This window comes from Cupriavidus sp. SK-3, assembly GCF_000611145.1.
Taxonomy (GTDB): Bacteria; Pseudomonadota; Gammaproteobacteria; order Burkholderiales; family Burkholderiaceae; genus Cupriavidus.
The window spans coordinates 1-20,235 of record NZ_JFJV02000224.1; the positions used below are offsets into that span (position 1 = coordinate 1).

The following is a 20,235-nucleotide window of genomic DNA, read 5'->3' on the forward strand; positions in this document are numbered from 1 at the left end:
CGTGCATCGCCAGGTGTGGGAATCCCCTGCCGTTAGGCAGGGGAGGACGTCAACCCTAGTCCGATATGCTTATAGCCAGGCTTACCCACATGCCTCAGAATTCCCCCCCGCCATAGTGCCTGAGCCGGCACTTTGATAAATATCCCGCGGGGGACTGCCCGGTATTTCGGGCAGCGTGGGAAGCCTTAGGTGGGAACATCCATACCCGGAATGCATCGTCACGCGGCACCAGGCGCGAGAGCGCGTTGGCAGGCAAGCAAAGCGAGCTCTTCCGGGGCGGGACATAAAAATGAAGAAAACAGGGGTCAACAGGTGAATTTGTTGCGAATGGACGGTGTCATGCGCCGCGCGGCTGGCTTGCGCCAAGCAAGCCGGGGTACGCCGATGACAAGAGCCTGGCTTGGCGCGCTGCTGGCCGTGATTGCTGCCTGGCTATGCCCGGCACAGGCGCAGGCGCAGACGGCGGCACCCGCAGGCGTCCGCGCCCCCAACATTGCCTTCCACTACGGCAGCAAGCCGCCGGTGGACGCCTTGCAAGCCTTCGATATCGCGGTCGTCGAACCCGACAGCGGCTTCGACCCGCGCACCGCCGCCACGCCCAATACGCAGTGGTTCTCCTACGTCAGCATTGGCGAGGTCTATCCTTCGCGTCCCTACCTGAAGGACATCCCCAAGGCCTGGCTGACCGGCAATAACGACGCCTGGGGCGCCCGCGTGGTCGACCAGGCCGCCGAGGGCTGGCCTGCCTTCTATGTGGACAAGGTCATCACGCCGTTGTGGCAGCGCGGCTTTCGCGGCTTCTTCCTTGACACGCTCGATTCCTACCAGCTCGTTGCCAAGACCGATGCCGAACGTGCCCGCCAGGAAGCAGGCATGGTGGCGGTGATCCGCGCCATCAAGGCCCGCTATCCCGACGCCAGGCTGATCTTCAATCGCGGCTTCGAGATCCTGCCGCAAGTCAGCCAGCTGGCGTACGCGGTCGCGTTCGAGTCGCTCTACCGCGGCTGGGACCAGGCGGGCAAGCGCTACACCGAAGTCAGCGAGGCCGACCGCAACTGGCTGCTGGGCCAGGCCCGCACGATCCGGGAGCAGTACCGCTTGCCGGTGATCTCGATCGACTACTGCCCGCCCGCCGACCGCAAGTGCGCGCGCGACACCGCCGCGCGGATCCGCGCGCTGGACATCATCCCCTACGTGGCCGACCCTGGCCTGCAGACGGTTGGCATCGGCAGCATCGAGGTGATGCCGCGCCGCGTGCTGGTGGTGCAGGACCGCGACCCGGGCGTGCCGGTCGATCGTTCTCCGGGCGTGCGTTTCGTGGCGATGCCGCTGAACTACCTGGGCTATCGCGTGGACTTCGCCGAAGCCAGCGAGCCGTTGCCCGAGGTCGGCCCGGATCGCTACGCCGGCGTGGTGATCTGGCTGGGCGGCGCGCGCGACCAGCCCATGCGGTTCGCCAACTGGGTGCAGAAGCTGATCGAACAGGGCGTGCCGGTGGTGTTCATGAACGACTTCGGCGGACCCATTGGCGGCCCGCTGGCGGCCGCCCTGAAGCTCAAGTCCGTCAAGGGCAAGGTGAGCGGGCCGGTGGAGGTCGTGTCGAAAGACCCGATGATGGGATTCGAGATGCCGGTAGCGCCGGACCGGACCCAGGCCGTGGCCGTGCAAGTCCAGGAGAGAGGGGGCAGCCGCTCGCTGCTGCGCTTGCGCTCGGGCACGCTGACCTACGACGCTGCCGCGATCACACCTTGGGGCGGGTACGTGCTCAGCCCCTACGCCGTGCGGCAGAGCGCGGGTACCGACCAGAGCCGCTGGATCCTTCAGCCGCTGTCTTTCCTGCGCGAGGCACTGCGCCTGCCGGCGATGCCGGTGCCCGATGTCACCACCGAGAACGGGCGGCGCCTGCTGACCATCCACATCGACGGCGACGGCTTTGCCTCGCGCGCGGAGATCCCCGGTGGCGGCTTTTCCGGCGAGGTACTGTTTCGCGAGATCTTCGACCGCTACCGCTTGCCGATGACGATGTCGATTATCCAGGGCGAGGTCGCCAGCGACGGCATGTATCCCAGGCTGACCGCCGAACTGGAACCGATCGCGCGCAAGATCTTCGCGCAGCCTTATGTCGAGGTGGCCAGCCATACCTTCTCGCATCCGTTCGAGTGGGGCCGCACCGTGCCAGCCGCGACGCGCCCGGGAATTAATAACGGAGTCGCCAATGAAGGCGCCAACGAAGGCGCTGGAGACTTCCACCTGGCGATTCCCGGTTACCGGATGGACTTGCGGCGCGAGATCGGTGGCTCGATCGACTATATCAACCGTACCCTGGCGCCCGCGGGCAAGCCTGTCAGCCTGCTGCTGTGGTCTGGCGATTGCCAGCCGCCGGCCGCTGCGATCAAACTGGCTGACCAGGCCGGCGTACTCAATATGAATGGCGGCGACACGCTGATCACGCGCAGCAACCCGAGCTGGACCCAGATATCCCCGCTTGGCATCAACAAGCCTGACGGCACCTTCCAGGTCTTTGCTCCCAACCAGAACGAGAACGTCTACACCAATCTCTGGCACGGACCCTACTATGGTTTCGAGCGCGTGATCGAAACCTATGAACTGACCGACCGGCCGCTGCGCTTCAAGCCGGTCAACATCTACTACCACAGCTACTCGGGTACCAAGGTGGCCTCGCTCAGGGCGCTGCGCAAGGTCTATGACTACGTGCTGGGCCAGCAACTGATGCCATTGCATGCCACCGACTACGTGCGCAAGGTGATCGACTGGCAAGGCATGGCGGTGGCGCGCGAGCTTGGCGGCGACGGCGAGCAAGCCGGCGCGTGGATCGTGCGCGGCGACGGCAACCTGCGCAACGTGCGCTGGACCGGCACGGGCGTGCCCGACGTGGCCGGCTCGCAAGGCGTGACCGGCACCTCCGCGGCGCCCGGCGGCGGGGTCTACGTGCACCTGGCCGACGGCGCCTCGCGCATCGTGATGCGCGCCGCCAGTGCAGCGGCCGTGCCTGCCGGCCCGGAGATCGCGGAAGCCAGCGGCTTCGTGCGGAACTGGCAGCGCGCCGGCGAGGGCGGCGCACAGCAGATCCGATTTGAGTTCAGGGGCTACACCAAGCCTTTCTTCCGTCTCGCAGGCGCGGACCGTTGCCGGGTTGCCATCAATGGCCAGCCGGTGCAGGGCGTGCGGGAGCACGGCACGCTGCGTTTCGATACCACGCCCGTTTCCAATCGCCACAATGCCAAGCAAAGCGTCGAAATCACCTGCGCCGCCTGAGCGCGAGCGGCTGCTGCCGCCGGCGTTCGTGCTGACCCTTACCGCCATGGTAGGGATCGGCCTGGCGCTGATGTTTCCGCGCGAAACCTTGCGCGAACGCCTGCTGGGCGAAGGCCGCGCGGTCGATGGCCTGAGTATGGCCTACCTGGAAGCCTGGTCGCGCGCCGCGCCGGAAGAGACTGGTTTCATGGCGGTGCTTGCCGAGCAATATGCGCGTACCGGCCGCCTGGACGAGGCCGAAGCCATGCTGGCCCGGCTGGAGGCGCGCCACGCCGCCAGCCAGCAAGGGCCGGCGCGCGCGCGCGCCGCCGCCGATGCCGAGCTACCCAACCAGATCCTGCGCACCCGTATCGAGATCACGCAGCAGCGCGCGTTTGCCGCGTTGCCGGAAGCGCCGGAGCGCGAGCAGTACATCGAACGGCTCGCCGGGTTGCTTGACCAGGCATTGCCGATGCAATGGGGGCGTACCGACCTGGAAGAGCTTGCCACCACTGCTCGCTCGATCAATGCGCTCAAGCCGGCGCAGCATTTCTACCGCGCGCTGGCCAAGAGCGATCCCGCCCGCGCCGAGCTGTGGAGTGCGCAGGCCGCCTCGGCGGCGCTGGCCAGTGGCGACTACCGGCAAGCGGCCGACGCGCTGTTTGCCGCGCAGGCACTCGCCACCGATCCTGCCGAGCAGCGCCGGCTCTTCCTGGCCGCGCTCAAGACGCTGCAGTCCGGCAACGATCTCGACAAGGCGCTGGCCCAGGCCGAGCAGCACGGCGGCAAGCTGCTGGATAACGCCGAAGTCTTGCGCTACCTGACCAAGCTGGCGCTGGCCGCCAACCGGCCCGAGTTGGCGGCGCGCTATGTGCAGCGCTTGCTGCGCCTGCCGCCGAGCATGCAGCCCGTGCCGTTGGGCGCTTCGCTGCAACGCGCCGAAGTGCGCCGCGTGGCCGCTACCCAGCCATGGGTCGCGCAGGGCGTGATTTTCCTGGACGGTCCGCGTGGGCTGGCCTTGCGCCGCGCCATGGGCGACGCCGCGATACCGCACCTGCGCCGCGTGGCGGAGACCGCCGGCGCTGGCACGCCCGCCTCCGCGGTGCCGGGCCGGCCCAAGCCAGCCGCGGCGTCGGCGGCTGCATCCGCGCCCACCGGCGCGCCGCCAGCCGCCGAGCGCGCCTTCAATGCCGACGACTACGAACTCGCATTCCAGGTATTTCTGGCCGCCGGCAAGCTCGACGACGCCCAGCGCGTCGCCGAGACCGCCGTGCGGCGCCTGCCCGGCGACGCGCGCTGGCGCGAACGCCTGGCCCAGGTCGCGGAATGGAATCGCCAGCCCTCGGTCGCGCTCAAGAGCTGGCTCGAATATGCCCAGGCCACCAACGACGAGACCGCCTGGAAGGCCGTACTGCGCCTGGCGCCCGGATTGAACGACGATCGCGCCTATCTGGCCGCGCTGCGCCATCGCGCCGGCAACGGCGATCTCGCCACCGTCGACCAGGTGGTCGCCGCCTATGAACGCCTGGACGAGCCCGAGGAAGGCCTGGCCTTCCTGCAACGCCTGAGCCACGGCCCGAACGCGCGCCAGATCATGGAGCGCGAGGCGGCGCTGGCCGAGCGCGCCGGCAAGGATGACCGCGCCTTCGCGCTCTATACGGAACTGCAGGAGCGTTTCGGCCCGCGCCCGCAATACGCGCTCAAGCAGGCCAACCTGCTTTATGTGCGCGGCAAGCTGGCCGAAGCGCTGCAGGCCATGGTGCCGTCCATGCCCACCGCGCGCTCCACCGACATCGGGTACTGGCGCACCTTGACGGAACTGGCGCGCCTGAATCAGCGCGACGATCTGCTGGAGCAGGGCTACCGGCAGATGATGCTGGCCATGGCCGAGCCGCACGACGATCACTGCCTTGCGATGCCCGCCGGCGGGGCGCGCAACGATTGTCTGTCCGAGCTGCGCGATACCGAGCAATCCGATGTCTCCAACCTGATCGCCTTCTACGACGGCACGCCGATCGACGCCGGGCGCATTGCCGAAGCTGGCTGGCGCAAGAGCGGGAATCCTGAGTTCCTTGAACTGGCGGTCCATTACTACACCCGTGCGCACGCTTACGCGCATGTCGCCAGCCTGCTGCAGGGCATGTCGGCCGGGCAACGGCGGCAGGCCGAGCAATCCAGCCGCTTCCTGGCGATGCGGGCCAGCTATCTGCAAGCCAGCGGCCACCGCGAGCAGGCCCTGGCCGATCTGCGCCTTGCCGCCAGCCGTCCGGATGCCAGTGGCGAGACGATGGCTGAGCTGATGTGGTCGCTGGTGGACCTGGGCACCGATACCGAAGTACGCGCGATGATGCTGCGGCTAAAGGGCGAGGCCGAGCGCAGCCCTGAACTCTGGGGCCCGTTCGCCGCCGGCAGCATGCGCTTTCGCGACGGCCGCGCCGCGCTGCACTACCTGGGCAAGATGGCCGATGGCAAGAGTGCCGATCCGCTCTGGCTGGGGCTGGCCGCGGACGCCTATGAATCCATCGGCCAGACCGATACCGCCTGGGGCATCCGGCGCCAGGCCTGGATCGGGCTGCGCACCGGCCAGGCAGTGGCCGGGCGCCGCGCCTCCGACCCGCGCGCCAATCCCGCGGCCGAGGAAGAGGAAGAAGACGCGCAGGGCGGCCCCGCGCCTGCCGAGTTGCGGCGCCAGACCGTGGCGCTGGGTCAGATTTTTGCGTCGGGCGACGTCTCGCGGCGCCTGGTGATGGAGTTGCTGCGCGCGGACCGCAACGTCACGGCGGGCGGCAAGGCCACCCAGCCAGCCTCGCGCCTCGGGGATATGCCCGGCCTGCCGCCGCTCCAGTTGCCGCCGGCGCTGGCACAGCGCGAGGCGCACCAGCAGGCCGTTGTTTCCGCCGCGGCCAAGGAAGTGACCCTCGCCTGGGCACTATCGGGCGAATCCAATGAGCTGGCCCGGGCCTGGCTGGCCCGGCAGTATGCGCGCCAGATGCAGCGCCCGGCCTATGCCGAGGTCACCCTGGCGCTGGCCGACCAGGACCTGGCCGCGCTAGATCGCGTGCTGGCGCGCCAGACCGGCCATATTCCGGTCACAAACGGGATCGAAGCCAATGTCCGTCTCGACCGGCTCGGCATCGCGCAAACCCTGGCCTTCGAGAGCCAGGATGTGGCCCGCACCGACAACAGCCTGCAGGAAACCCTGCAGGATGCGCTGCTGTTCAATGCGCAAGCCATCGAGCCGCGCGTGATCTACCAGCGCCAGGCCCCGCTGGCGTATTTCGACTTCGGCCTGGGCGGCGGCGTACGCCTTTGGGATGGCTACGATCTCAACTTGCGCGGCGCGTGGCGCACCCAGCGCAGCGTCGACGAGGCCCAGCTGACCGGCGTGCCCGCGTCCGACCGCCGCGCCGAGCTGTCGCTCGGCTACCGGGACCAGCATCAGCGCTGGCGTCTGGGCGTGGGCCGCCGCGACGGCCTGGACACGATGACAACCGCGCGTTTTTTTGGCGAATGGCGCCAGGACAGCCGGCTGAGCTTTACCACGATGGCCGGCCTCAATCAGAGTGCCGACGAGTCCGCGGCGCTGCGCGTGGGCGGCGCCAAGGACGTGCTGGGCCTGGGGGCGACCTGGCGCCTGGGCCTGCGCGAGTTCGTCGGCGGCCGTGCCGAGTACAGCCGGTTCCACGGGCAGGACGGTACGTCCCTGGGCAACGGCATGGTGTACGACGTGGAGCTTGGCTATCGCATTCGTACCGCCTATCCGAACTACACGGTGCGCCTGGTCGGCACCCACGGCAGCTACAACACGAGCGGCGGCACGCTCAGCAACAAGCTGGCATCGCTGGTGCCGGCCGGTGGCGAAGCCACACCCGCGTTCTACATGCCCCAGAGCTTCACGCAGGCCGGCGTGACGTTCGGTTTCGGTACCGAGCTGATCGACGACTACACACGCAAGTGGCGGCCGTTTGCCGAAGTCGGCCTGCTGCACGATACCCGGGCGGGGCAGAACTTCCGGGTGCAGCTTGGCGTGGCCGGCAGGGCTTTCGGTAACGATCACCTGTCCATGTATGTGCAGCACGAAACCGCCGCGCGCAATGGCGGTACGCCATTGACCCAGGTTGGCATGCTGTACAAATGGCTTTTTTAATCCGGACAGGCACACCAGTGCCGGTTCACTGTACGCAATCGAGAAGGGGAGTGAGTCATGGAAAAAACTAGCACGAAGGGGAGCCGCGCAGCACGACTGCTGGGCTGGTGCGGTGCGCTGGGCGCGGCCCTTTGGCTGGCCGGATGCGCGGTGACCGACGTGGGCCGCGCCCCCGCGCTGCCTGCCGGCGAATCGCTGGCGGTCTTGCCGATCGTCAACTACACCGAGACGCCGCAAGCGGGCCTGCGCGCCGAGGCGATTGCCGAGAGCTTGCTGAAGACCGGCGGCATTGCCAACGTCAAGCGCTATCCGGCCAGCCTGAACCCGGAAACGCTGTTCGAGCCGGCCGAGCGGGAATCGGTGGGCAAGGCGCTGGAATGGGCGCGTACCCAGAAGATGCGCTACGCCCTCACCGGCGCGGTGCAGGAATGGCGCTACAAGGTTGGCGTGGATGGCGAGCCGGCGGTGGGCATTTCCCTGCAGCTGCTCGACGTGAGCACCGGCGAGGTGGTGTGGACCGCCACCGGCAGCGACAGTGGCTGGAGCCGCGAATCGCTGTCCGGTACCGCGCAGAAGCTGCTGCGCCGCCTGCTGGCGCCGCTGCGCCAGGGTTGAGTCGCGGGAGAGCGTGATCGTGGCCAATACAGCCGACAAGATACGGGAAGGACAAGGCATCGGCGCGGGCGGCCGCTATTTGCGGTTGCTCGCGCCCGCCACGAGCGGACCGGTCTCTGCGGTCGAGCTGGTGGTGACGATGGCCCTGGCGATGGCACTGGGATACGCGATCCTGCCCGACAACCCCCTGCTGCTCGGGCTGGGTTTCCCCTGGGCATGGCTGCTGCCGATCATACTGGCGCTGCGCTATGGCACGCTGATCGGCGTGGGCAGCGTGCTGATGATGCTGGCTGGCTGGTTCTTTTTCCACCAGATCGGCGCGCAGCCGGGGGCATTCCCGCGCCTGTTCTTCCTGGGAGGGCTGCTGACGGTGCTGGTGGCCGGGCAGTTCGGCGATGTGTGGGGCACGCGGCTGGCGCGCGCGCGCGCCGTCAATCGCTACCTGGAAGAGCGCCTTGCCGCGCTGACCAAGAACCACTACCTGCTGCGCGTATCCCACGCGCGGCTGGAGAACGACCTGCTGGCCAGGCCCACCACGCTGCGCGACACGCTGTCGCAAATGCGTGCCGTGACGCTGGAAGATGCCGCGTCCGGCAGTGCGCTGGTTGGCGCGCGCCCCATGCTGCAAGTGGTGGCGCAGGCCTGCCAGGTGGAAGGGGCGGCGCTGTACGCGGTCGTTGGCGACAAGGTGGCGGACGAGGCGTCGGCGCAAGTCGGCCCGGCATTCGAGTTCGACGCCAGCGATGCGCTGGTGCGCCATTGCCTGGAGACGCGTCAACTGGCGCACCTGCAGGCCGGCGGGCTGTCGCGCCAGTCGCCGGATCATCCGCAGACCCGCTATGTGGCGGTGGCACCGGTGCTGTCCGGGGCCGACAAGCTGGTCGGCCTGCTGGTGGTCGAGCGCATGCCGTTCCTGTCGCTCAGCTACGAGAACCTGCAACTTCTGATGGTGCTGATGGGCTACTACGCCGATGGCGTCGAGCATGCCGCGTCCACCCGAGCCATCGAGGCCGCCGTGCCAGGCTGCCCGTATGACTTCGCGCTGGACTACGCCCGCTTGTCCCGGCTGCGCCGCGACAGCGGCATCGAAAGCACGATCGTTGCGCTGGTGTTCGACCTGGACGAATCCCGCGATGCGCTGTTCGAGCAGGTCATTCGCAGCCGCCGCGCGCTCGACGTGGCATGGCCGCTTACCAGTGTGCACCAGCGCGCGCTGCTGACCCTGATGCCGCTGTCCGACAACGAGGCGGCCTCGGCCTACCTGGTGCGGATCGAGGACATGTTGCGAGCCCAGTTCGGCACGGATTTCGAAGCCGCGCGCATCGGCGTGCATATGCTGGCCGTGCCAGCCAGCGCACCGGTGGAGCCGCTGATCCGGCTGCTGCACCGTTGTCATGTGGATGTACAGCCGGCGCCGGTACCGGTGCCCGTGGCACTGGGCGAGGCTGCCCGTGGGTAAGCTCGGCGTCGGCGGCCTCGCCGCACAAATCGCAGCCCTGGCGCTGCTGGCGCGCGCCGGTACCAGCACGCCGTTGCTGCTGGCTTTCCTGCTGTCGCAGGGGATTGCGGCGGCGATGATCGCGATGGTGCTGTGGCGCCTGTTGCCCCGGCGCTTCCGCGTGCCGTTCGCGTGGAGCTACGGCTATCTGTTCGCGTTCTGCTTCCTGGTGCCGATGGCGGGCGCCATCGTCTGCCTCGGCAGCTTGCTGATCGCGCGCCTGTTTCCGGGCCGGCGCCCGACGGCCGGCATCGGCCTGGTCGGACTGCCGGTGTTCGTCACTCACCTGATCTCGCGCGTGACCCATGGCGGAGGCGCCCGCTTGCGCGCGCAGCTTGGCAATACGCGCGCGCCGCTGCCCGAGCGCATGACCGCGCTGGTGGCCATGCAATCGATGCCGGCGCGCACATCCAGCCCGGTGTTGCGCGATCTGCTGGCCGATAGCGCCGACGACGTGCGCCTGTTGGCCTACGGCATGCTGGACGGTGCCGAGAAGCAACTGACCCAGCAGATCATGGCCGAGCTGCCTCGTCTTGAAGAGGCCCTCGACGCGAGCGAGCGCGGCGAGATCAACAAGCGCCTGGCCGACCTGCACTGGGAGCTGATCTACCAGAACCTGGTGCAAGGCGACGTCTACCGCTACACCGCGGACCAGGTCGAGCGCTACGCCCGCGCCGCGCTGGAGGCGGACCCCGACCAGGCCGGGCTGTGGTACATGCGTGGCCGCCTGGCCCTGAACCGCCACGAGCCCGCGCAAGCGCGCGCGTGGCTGGAACGGGCCGAGACGCTGGGTTTTGCGCGCGAGCGCACGCTGCCGCTGCTGGCCGAAGCCGCCTACCTGGAGCGCGACTACGCCGCCGTGCGCACCATCCTGCTGTCGTTCGACAGCCCTTCGCCGTTGCCACTGGTACGGCCCCTGCTGCGTTACTGGCAATCATGAGCAATACCCCTTCGCCCCGCGCCGACTCGGCCGATGTGGCCCTGCTGCTTGAGGGCACCTTTCCGTATGTGAGCGGCGGGGTGTCGAGCTGGGTCAACCAGATGATCCGGGCGTTCCCGGAAATCCGCTTCGCCATCGTCTTTATCGGCAGCCGCCCCCNNCCGCGAAGACTACGGCGATATGGTCTATGCGCTGCCCGACAACGTCGTGCACCTGGAGACCCATTTCCTCTACGACTTCGCGCCGCCGCCGCTGGTGCACGGCAGCGACGGCGACCCGGATACCTTCGCCGCTTCGGCGGAACTGCATGAGGTGCTGCGCCAGCCTGGCCGCGAGCAGGAGGCCGGCGAGCTGATCCGCGAGCTGATGCCCGAGCTCAATGACGGCGGCAAGCTGTCGGAAGATGCATTCCTGTACAGCCGCAATGCCTGGCGCACCATCACCGGGCAATATCGCCAGTACTGCACCGATCCGTCCTTCACCGATTACTTCTGGACCGTGCGTATCATGCACAAGCCCTTGTGGCAACTGGCGCGCATTGCCGAGGGGCTGATCCCGGCCAGGGTCTACCACACGGTTTCCACCGGCTATGCCGGCTTCCTCGGCGCCATGCTGCACTACCGCACGGGCCGCCCCTTGCTGGTGTCCGAGCACGGCATCTACACCAAGGAACGCAAGATCGACCTGTTCCAGAGCCAGTGGATCCGCGACAACCGCAACGTGTTCGAGCGCGATATCTCGCAGATCAGCTATTTCCGCGAGCTGTGGGTGCGCTTCTTCGAAACGCTGGGCCGCGTGTGCTACGACGCCGGCGACACCATCGTCGCGCTCTACGAGGGCAACCGCCAGCGCCAGGTGACCGACGGCGCCAGGGCCGAGCGTACCCGCAATATTCCCAACGGCATCAACCTGCCGCGGCTGGCCGCGCTGCGCACCCGGCGCGCGTCCGGCGTGCCGCCCGTGCTGTGCCTGATCGGGCGGGTCGTGCCGATCAAGGACATCAAGACCTTTATCCGCGCCATGCTGACCGTGGTGCGGCAGTTCCCGGATGCCGAGGGCTGGATCGCGGGACCCGAGGACGAGGATCCGGAATACGCGCGGGAATGCCGCAGCCTGGCCGAGAGCCTGGGCCTCGCCGGCAAGGTCAAATTCCTGGGTTTCCAGCGCATCGACGACCTGCTGCCCAAGGTGGGCGTGCTGGTACTCAGCTCCATCAGCGAGGCCTTGCCGCTGGTGGTGCTGGAAGGCTTCGCCGCTGGCGTGCCGTGTGTGACCACCGACGTGGGCTCGTGCCGGCAACTGATCTTCGGCCTGCCCGGCGAGGATGCCGCGCTGGGCGCCGCGGGCGACGTGGTGCGCATCGCCGACCCGGCCGCGCTGGCCGAGAAGGCGATCGGCCTGCTAGGTTCCCCGCGCGCCTGGCATGCCGCGCAGCAAGCCGGCATCCAGCGCGTGGAACGGTATTACACGCAGGAGATGATGGTGGGCAGCTACCGCGAACTGTACACGCGCCTGATGGCGCAGCCACGGGTGGCGTCCTCTGCGGGCGCATCGCCCGCCAGGGCGGCCCAGGCCGCGGGCTGCCCCATGAAGGGAGGGCGCTGAAATGGCGGGGATTGGTTTCGAACTACGCAAGATGCTGCGGCGGGACAGCCTGTCGGGCATGCTCGGCGCGTACGCCTATGCCGGCATCATCAGCTCCGGGCCGTGGGTCCTGTCGATTGTCGGCATCCTGCTGATCGGCCTGCTGAGCCTGCCCTTCGTGGTGCCGGGCAGCCTGGTGACACAGTTCCAGGTGTCGGTGACCTACCTGATCGCGGTCAGCCTGATCCTGACCGGGCCGATGCAGCTCTCGTTTACCCGCTTCACTTCGGACCGGCTGTTCGAGAAGCGCGATGGCCTGGTGCTGTCGAACTACCACGCGGTGGCCCTGCTGGTCACGGTGCTGGCGGGCGCGGCCGGCATCGGCTGCGCGCTCTTCGCCTTCCAGGGCCAGTCGGTGCTCTACCGGCTGCTGATGACCGCGGGCTTCGTGGTCATGAGCAATATCTGGATCGCGGTGATCTTCCTGACCGGCATGAAGCAGTACAAGGCTATCGTCTGGACCTTCCTGCTGGGCTATACGCTGACGGTGGCGGCGGCGCTGGCATTGCGCGGCTATGGCCTTGAAGGCCTGCTCCTGGGTTTCGTGGCCGGGCAGCTGAGCTTGCTGACGGCGATGGTGGTGCTGATCTACCGCAACTACACCAGCCAGCGCTTCATGTCGTTCGAGGTGTTCCAGCGGCGCTATGCCTACCCGAGCCTGATGGCGATCGGGCTGCTGTACAACCTCGGCATCTGGCTCGACAAGTTCATGTTCTGGTATTCGCCGTCCACCGGACAGCAAGTGATCGGACCGTTGCACGCATCGATCATCTACGACATCCCGGTGTTCCTGGCCTACCTGGCGATCATCCCCGGCATGGCGGTGTTCCTGGTGCGCATCGAGACGGACTTCGTCGAGTACTACGACGCCTTCTACAACGCCGTGCGCGGCGGCAGCTCGCTTGAGCATATCGAGGATATGCGCAACACCATGGTGCAGACGATCCGCCTGGGGCTGTACGAGATCGTCAAGGTGCAGGCCATCGCGGCGCTGCTGCTGTTCGTGGTGGGCAGCTGGGTGCTGGGGGCGCTGGGTATCTCGGAGCTTTACCTGCCGCTGCTGTATGTGGACGTGATCGGTGCCAGCCTGCAGGTGGTGCTGCTCGGGGTGCTCAATATCTACTTCTACCTCGACCGCCGGCGCGAAGTGCTGCTGCTCACCGGCCTGTTTGTGATCCTCAACCTGGCGCTCACCGCGGTGACGCTGCAACTGGGCCCGGCCTGGTACGGCTACGGTTTCGCGATCTCGCTGCTGGTCGTGGTGGCGCTGGCTGTCTACATGCTCGACCGCAAGCTCGATCGCCTCGAGTACGAAACCTACATGCTGCAATAATGGTGCTCCGCCCCGGGGCGCCGGGGAATCCCCAGGCGGGCGGGGGCGATGCAGGCGCCGCGATACCCCTCCCACGCCGGTCTTGGCGTGGCGATGCCCGATTCTGTACCATTCCCCCCTACGCGCCTGGCCTGTCCGCGCTCGCGCTTTCTCCCTGACGGAAAGCGCAGGATGAACGCAGGAGTTGCGCGGGAGTTGCGCAAGATGTGCGCAGGAAGTGCGCAGGAAGTGCGCAGGAAGTGCGGGGCGGAACATGGCGGCAAGGAAGAGGTAAGTATGAGAATAGCTTCGGTGGAAGACGACAAGAGCCAGTCCGAGCTGATCCAGCAGATCCTGGTCTCGGCAGGCCATGAGTGCGAGTGCTTCGCCAATGGCGGCACGTTCCTGCGGGCGCTGCGCGAGCAGGCGTTCGACCTTCTTGTCGTGGACTGGCAACTGCCCGATACGAGCGGTCTCGAGGTGGTGACCTGGGTACGGCAGAACTCCGGCCCCAATCCGCCCATCCTGTTCCTGACCAGCCGCTCGATGGAGGAAGACATCGTCGCCGGGCTGGGCGCCGGCGCCGACGACTACATGGTCAAGCCGATCCGGCGCGCCGAGCTGGTGGCGCGTGTTTCCGCCTTGCTTCGCCGCACCTATCCGCAGGCGCAGCAGGACAGCGCGGTGATCCGGGTGGGCAACTACCGTGTGGATCCGCAAGCGCGCACCGTGACCTGCGGCGAGAACAAGGCGGAGATATCGCCGCGCGAGTTCGACCTGGCCCTGTTCCTGTTCCGCAACCTTGGCCGCCTGGTGTCGCGCGAGGTGATGGAACAAGCTGTCTGGGGCCGTGAAATCGGGGCGGGCTCGCGCACGCTCGACACGCATATCTCGCGCTTGCGGATCAAACTGGCGCTGCGGCCCGAGAACGGCGTGCGCCTGACCTCCGTGTATTCGCACGGCTACCGTTTCGAAGCCGCGGGAGACGGCGACAAGCAGGACCACCAGAATACCCCGGACGCTTTGGGCAAGCCGGACTTGTAGGGTTTGCAGGACTTGCAGGGGTTGACGGATTTGTGGGATTCGCAGGGTTGGCAGGATAAGCAGGAAGACTGAGTTTATGAAGTGGTTCGAAATGGCGGCAGGCAGGATGAGCGGCGTCGCAGTGCGATCTGGCGAGGCGGGTGCGAAGGGCGCAATCGACGCAATCGGCGCAATCGGCGTGGCCGGATGGATTGGTGTGCTGGGAGCCGCGTGGCCGCTCAACGCCGCCGCGCAGGCAGCGGGCACAGAGGGCGCCAACTTTATCTATCTGGTTCGCCCGGGCGACACGCTCATCGGCGTGGCCGACCGTTTCATGGCGCAACCCGCCCGCTGGCGCGAGTTGCAGGCACTGAACAAGGTGGCGGACCCCTACCGCCTGCCGCCCGGCATGCGCCTGCGCATCCCGCTGGTCCACATTCCGGTCACCAGCGGCACCGCCCGCGTGGTGTTTGTGACGGGGCCGGCCAGCGCGGATGGCCGCGCGCTGCAGGCTGGCATGGAACTCGCCGAAGGCGCCCGCATTGAAACCGGTGCCGGCGGCACCGTCACCATGGAACTGGGCGACGGCTCCCGCGTCACGCTGCCGCCCGCCTCCAGGATGGAAGTCAGCAGGCTGCGGGCCTTCGCCCGCTCGGGCCTGACCGATGCCGTGTTCGGCGTCGGTCAGGGCGAGGTGGAATCCCGCGTGGCGCCGCGCGGCACGGGCGTCGGGCGCTTTGAAATCCGCACCCCTTCTCTGGTGACTGGCGTGCGCGGCACGCGTTTTCGCGTTGGCACCGAGGCTGGCGCCAGCCAGAGCGCCGTGCTCGAAGGGCAAGTGCAGGCACGCTCGCGCCGTGGCCAGCAGGCGGTGGTGGGCGCCGGCTATGGCGTCAGCGTATCGCCAACGGGCGTGCTGGCGCGGCCGGCCGCGCTATTGCCCGCGCCGGTGCTGGCGCCGCTGCCCCAGCCCCTGCTGGCCAGCCGCGCCACGGTGAGCTGGTCGCCGGTGGCGAAAGCCGCCGGCTACCGCGTGGTGGTCTCGCGCGATGCGGCCCAGACCGAGCTGCTGTCCTCCCAGACCGTCAGCGCCGAGCAAGCCGCGCTTGAGGACTTGCCCGAAGGCGAGCTCTACCTGGGCGTAAGCGCGCTGGATGCCACGCACCTCGGCGGCGCGGGCGTGGTGATGCCGTTCGCGGTACGGCTCAACCCGCCTCCGCCTTTTACGCTGGAGCCCGAGCGCAACGGCACTGCGTACGGCGAAACAGTCACGTTCGGCTGGGCCGAGGTCGCCAGCGCGGCGCAATACGAATTCGAGGTGGCGGCCGACGCGGACTTCAGGCAGGGCGCCATGCAGGCGCGAAGCGCCGCGCCGTCGGCCAGCCAGGCGCTCGCGCCGGGCCGCTGGTGGTGGCGGGTACGCTCGCTTGACGCCGGTGGCCAGCCCGGTCCCTGGAGCGAGCCGGGGGCGTTCGCGCTGGAACCGTCGCCGCCGCAGCCACGCCTGGAGGACGATGGCGGCGACACGCTGCGCATCGCCTGGCCGGCAGCCGGCGCCGCCGGCGCGGCGCAGGCCTACCGGCTGCAGATGGCGTCCGACGAAACCTTTACGCAGATCGTGGCGGATGTGCGCACGGAAACGAACGAAGGCCGCTTGCCCCGCCCTGGCAGCGGCACGTATTTCGTGCGGGTGGGGCGTGAGGGCGCAGCGGCTGCCGCAACCAATGCCGCAACCAATACCGCAACCGATACCGCTTCCGTTAGCCCGGCAGCGCGGACGCACTTCTCCGCGCCCCAGCGCATCGAGGTGAAGCAGTATGTGCGCGATGCGCAGGGCCAGCCCGTGAGCGCTGGCGGGCGTCTGCTCAATCGTGCCACCTAGCCTGGCCCGGCTGGCCGCGCGCGCCGGCTCGCTCGCGCACTCCGTGCGCCGTGTGTTGGCGCGCAGCCTGGCTGGCTATCAGCGCCGCACCCTGATCGAGTGGGCCGTGCTGACGGCCGCGGTGCTGGCGCTGGTGGTGGCTTGCGCCGCATTCGGCTGGAGCGAGCGCGCCGACAAGGCGGTCTACGACCTGTCTGTCGCGGCCCAGCATCACGCGCCGAGTGACGACATCGTGATCGTCACCATCGACGATCCCAGCATCTCCGCCATTGGCCGCTGGCCCTGGCGCCGCTGGGTGCTGGCCGACCTGATCGGGCGCATCGCGGCCGATGCCCCGCGCGTGATCGGCGTCGATGTGATCCTCTCCGAGCCCGACCAGTTGCATCCCGAGGACGACCGCGCGCTGGCAGGCAGCATGGCGCGCGCGGGCAACGTGGTGTTGCCCGCGCTGGCCGAGGCGGGGCAGGATGGCCCGATGGTGCGCTATCCGCTGACCGGCCTGGGTGCCGGGGTGGGACACATCAATATCGCGGTAGACCTCGACGGTATCGCCCGCCAGGTCTTCCTGCAGGAAGGGTTGCCGGGCCGGCAACTCAATCATTTCTCGGTCGCGATGGTCGGTTTCGGCGAGCCGCCGCGGCCGGTGTCCAGCTACCGGCACGACGACCAGGCAAATGACCTGGGTGCCGATGGCTGGATGCGCAACTACCGGTTGCGCATTCCGTTTGCCGGGCCACCTGGCACGTTCCGCCTGGTTTCGGTGCTCGATGTGCTGGGCGGCGCGCTGCCTGCGGATTTCTTCCGCGGCAAGGCAGTGCTGATCGGTGCGACCGCGAGCGGGCTGGGCGACGTATTCCCCACGCCGGTATCCCGCAGCGGGCATGGCATGAGTGGCGTGGAAATCATCGCCAACGCCATGCAGACGCTGCAGAAGGACAGCGCCATCGTCACCTTGCCCGCGCCGTGGTTCTGGCTATGCACCCTGCTGCCGGTACTGCTGGCGAGCCTCGCCTCGCTGGCGACTACGCCGCGCAACGCGCTGCTGGTCACCGCGGTGCTCCTGATTGGCTCGCTGGCCGCCAGCCTGCTGCTGGTGGTGTTCGGGCACCTCTGGTTCGCGCCGGCCAGCGCCCTGCTGGGTTGCAGCCTGTTCTACCCGTTGTGGAGCTGGCGGCGCCAGGAAGCGGCGCTGAAGTTCCTCACGGATGAACTGGCGCAACTGGAGCAGGAGCCGGGCCTGCTGGCCATGCCCGCTGGCGAGAGCGAATCCGGCCGCAATCTGGATACCCGCATGCGCGCGGTGTACCGCATGACCACCCGCTTGCGCGACCTGCGCCAGTTCCTGTCGGACGGGCTGGAAGGCCTGCCCGAAGCCACCGTGATCTGCGATCCGTCCGGGCGCGTGCTGCTGGCCAACCGGCGCGGCCTGCTGCTGGCGCCGCGCACGCTCGGGCCGCTGGCCGACATGAGCGCGCCGCGCCCCGGCATTCGCGAACTGATCGACGAAGTATTCGCCCAGCCCAAGGCAGGGCTGGACTATTGGGACCAGTTGCGCGGCGCTTTTGCCGACGGCGAGGCTGTTCATGCGGAGCCGGCGCAGGCCCCGCCCGGCGTGGAACTCGAAGCCCGCGGCGAACGTCCCATGCTGCTGCGCGGCGCACCGCTGCGCAGCGACACCGGCGGCGTGGCCGGCCTGATCGTCAGCGTCATCGATATCACCCAGGTGCGCGTGGCCGAGCGGCGGCGCGAGGAGTCCCTGCGCTTTATCTCGCATGACATGCGATCCCCGCAGTCCTCCATCCTTGCCCTGATCGACCTGCAGAACGAGCCCGGCCGGGCGCTGCCCGAGGCGACCCTGCTGGCCCGCATCGGCGAGCACGCCAGCCGCACGCTGGACCTGGCCGACGACTTTATCCGGCTGGCCCGCGCCGAGGCGCCGCACCTGAACTTCGTCGAAGTCGACCTGGCCGGCGTGGTGCTGGACGCCACCGACGAACTATGGGCGCTGGCCAGCGCCGCGCGCATCGCGCTAAAGATCGAGTTGGAAGAGGAACAGACGCGGGTGGTGGCCGAGCCGGTGCTGCTGGTCCGGGCCATTGCCAACCTCGTCAGCAATGCGATCAAGTTCAGCCCGCCGCAGAGCACCGTGACGGTGCGCCTGTACCGCGTGCCCAAGGGGCTGGCGATCGATGTGGCGGACCAGGGCAGGGGCATTGCCGAGGAAGACCAGGGGCGACTGTTCCAGCCCTTCGCGCGTCTGCACGACACCAGCCGCGACGCGCCCGCCGGCAGCGGGCTTGGCCTGGTGTTCGTCAAGACGGTGGTGGAACGCCACGGTGGAGAGATCAGGCTGGTCAGCGCCGCAGGCGCCGGCGCCACCTTTACCATCATCCTGCCCTGTTGAGCAGGGTGCGCCGGCGCTCAGCGCGGCGTGTTCGCGGCCGTATGCTGCCCAGCGTGGCTGGCGGCGGGCACGGTGGCGGTTGCGATGGCGCGGCTATCCATCTGCCGGACCTTGCGCGCAGCGCGCTGCTCGTTGTCGTCCTGCAGTGTGACGCACAGCACGGTGATCAGCGCGAACGCCACCATGCAGAGCGCAACGTAGCCCAGCAACTTGTTGCGATTGGATCCCATATCGATGCCCGCTTTGAATAGCGCCGCATTCTAGGCGGCCTTCGCCGCGGCTATTGTCAACAAATGCAAAGGCGGTTTCCGGGCAAACGCTGCCGTGGCGCCGGCTTGTTGCGCCGTGCATCGACGGCGGCCCGGGCCGGCTATACAATCGTTGCGCAGTCCCGCACCTGAAAGCCTTGGCGCGCGTGGCCATGCCAGGCCGGCGCCGATGGTGTTGATTGGCCCCCACAGGCTGCCGCCCATGCCCAGCAACACAGAGCCCCTCGACACAGGCGCCAGCGCGCGCCCGGTACGCCACCTGGTAGCCACCGAGGCAACCATGGCGGCAGGCGGTCTCGACGGCTGGCAGCAGCGCTACCAGCAACTCACGCCGGGGCGTTTCCTTGCCGAAGTGCAGCAGGCTACCTACGGTGACGTCCACGTATTCCGCGAACAGACCAACCAGGCCTTGCTGGAAGAGGGCGAGGCGCGGCGCGGCTATCTCTCGATCGCGCTGCCGCACCGCGAGTGCCAGGACGGCTGGTTCGCCGGCTACCGCATGAGCGGCGATACCGTGCTGCAGGCAGGCAATGGCAAGCCGCTGGCCATGCGCACGCCACCGGGGCTGGACCTGCTTGGCGTGACCTTGCCCTTGCCTGCGCTTGAGCGCGTGCTGGAACGCGAGGGGGAGGCCGGTCTGCTGATGCGCTTGCAGCCGGCTACCGAGGTGCGGCGTGCCGCTTCGGAAGAGTTCCGCGCGGCGATGCTGGCGGTGCTGGCCGCGGCGGCGGTGCAGAGCGACTTGTTCAATCAACGGTTTGTTGAAAGCGCGATGCGGGATGCTTTGCTGATGGCGGTGGTTTCCACCCTTGCGCATGACAGCGGCGATGCCTTGCTGCCTACGCCGCCGGCGCGGCGGCGGCTGGTTGCGCAGGCCTATGAGATGGTGCGGGCTGCGCCGGAGGCGCCATGGAGCGTGCTGGCGCTGTGCGAGCGGCTCGGGGTTTCCCGGCGGACGTTGCAATACAGCTTTAACGAGGTTACCGGGCTGGCTCCGTTGGAGTTTGTGCGGGCGGTGAGGATGAATGGGGTGCGGCAGGCGTTGCGGGGGAGGCAGGCGGCGGAGTTGGAGGGGGTGGGGGCTGTGGCGGCGCGGTGGGGGTTTACGCATTTGCCGCGGTTTGCGGCGCAGTATCGGGCGTTTTTTGGGGAGTTGCCGTCGGTGACTGTTTCTAAGTCAACGTTAAAGGCTTAACTGGCTCCCTTAACGTCAAAGGCCTAACTTCAAAAGCTTAAAGTCAAAGGC

At 68.1% G+C, this 20,235-nt stretch carries 12 protein-coding genes and 1 pseudogene; 12 read left to right on the forward strand and 1 reads right to left on the reverse strand.

Annotated features, from left to right (window positions below; all coding sequences use genetic code 11):
• Positions 1-384: 384 nt before the first annotated feature.
• The 11 genes and pseudogenes from CF70_RS22705 (at position 385) to CF70_RS22750 (ending at position 18,720) form a co-directional block, all read left to right on the forward strand.
• Positions 385-3,276, forward strand: a complete 2,892-nt coding sequence (locus CF70_RS22705) for a bifunctional glycoside hydrolase 114/ polysaccharide deacetylase family protein (RefSeq protein ID WP_035870101.1) — start codon at positions 385-387, stop codon at positions 3,274-3,276.
• Positions 3,239-7,402 (forward strand): tetratricopeptide repeat protein, encoded by a 4,164-nt coding sequence (locus CF70_RS22710; protein WP_035870085.1) that lies wholly within the window; start codon positions 3,239-3,241, stop codon positions 7,400-7,402. Before CF70_RS22705 ends, CF70_RS22710 begins: the two co-directional genes overlap by 38 nt.
• Before the next feature lie 57 nt (positions 7,403-7,459).
• Positions 7,460-8,017, forward strand: a complete 558-nt coding sequence (locus tag CF70_RS22715) for a transporter (RefSeq protein ID WP_035870088.1) — start codon at positions 7,460-7,462, stop codon at positions 8,015-8,017.
• A 13-nt stretch (positions 8,018-8,030) separates the two neighbouring features.
• Positions 8,031-9,476 carry a PelD GGDEF domain-containing protein gene (locus CF70_RS22720; RefSeq protein WP_035870090.1) on the forward strand — a complete coding sequence of 482 codons (1,446 nt, stop codon included), beginning with the start codon at positions 8,031-8,033 and terminating at the stop codon, positions 9,474-9,476.
• Positions 9,469-10,455, forward strand: a complete 987-nt coding sequence (locus tag CF70_RS22725) for a tetratricopeptide repeat protein (RefSeq protein ID WP_035870093.1) — start codon at positions 9,469-9,471, stop codon at positions 10,453-10,455. Before CF70_RS22720 ends, CF70_RS22725 begins: the two co-directional genes overlap by 8 nt.
• A partial coding sequence (locus CF70_RS38200) for a DUF3492 domain-containing protein (RefSeq protein ID WP_235185167.1) occupies positions 10,452-10,614 on the forward strand: 163 nt, incomplete at its 3' end. The genes CF70_RS22725 and CF70_RS38200, both read left to right, overlap by 4 nt.
• Positions 10,615-10,616: 2 nt before the next feature.
• A pseudogene (pelF, locus tag CF70_RS22730) lies at positions 10,617-12,060 on the forward strand (GT4 family glycosyltransferase PelF); the annotation flags it as partial.
• A 1-nt stretch (position 12,061) separates the two neighbouring features.
• Positions 12,062-13,432, forward strand: coding sequence for an exopolysaccharide Pel transporter PelG (pelG, locus tag CF70_RS22735; protein WP_035870095.1), 1,371 nt, complete (start codon positions 12,062-12,064; stop codon positions 13,430-13,432).
• Positions 13,433-13,708: 276 nt separating this feature from the next.
• Entirely contained in the window at positions 13,709-14,455 is a 747-nt protein-coding gene (locus CF70_RS22740) for a response regulator transcription factor (protein ID WP_051648804.1), read from the forward strand.
• Positions 14,456-14,531: 76 nt separating this feature from the next.
• Positions 14,532-16,316 carry a FecR domain-containing protein gene (locus CF70_RS22745; protein WP_235185166.1) on the forward strand — a complete coding sequence of 595 codons (1,785 nt, stop codon included), beginning with the start codon at positions 14,532-14,534 and terminating at the stop codon, positions 16,314-16,316.
• A complete protein-coding gene (locus tag CF70_RS22750) occupies positions 16,306-18,720 on the forward strand; it encodes a CHASE2 domain-containing protein (RefSeq protein WP_081862296.1) in 2,415 nt (804 codons plus the stop codon). The genes CF70_RS22745 and CF70_RS22750 overlap by 11 nt, the downstream gene beginning before the upstream one ends.
• Positions 18,721-18,737: 17 nt before the next feature.
• On the opposite strand, the gene CF70_RS22755 is transcribed toward CF70_RS22750, so the two are convergent.
• The gene (locus CF70_RS22755; RefSeq protein WP_035870098.1) at positions 18,738-18,950 is read right to left on the reverse strand and encodes a hypothetical protein; all 213 of its coding nucleotides are present in this window, start codon (positions 18,948-18,950) and stop codon (positions 18,738-18,740) included.
• A 241-nt stretch (positions 18,951-19,191) separates the two neighbouring features.
• Between CF70_RS22755 and CF70_RS22760 the strand changes: the two genes are divergently transcribed.
• Positions 19,192-20,184: a helix-turn-helix domain-containing protein gene (locus CF70_RS22760; protein WP_035870113.1), complete on the forward strand. Its 993-nt coding sequence runs from the start codon at positions 19,192-19,194 to the stop codon at positions 20,182-20,184.
• Positions 20,185-20,235: the final 51 nt, after the last annotated feature.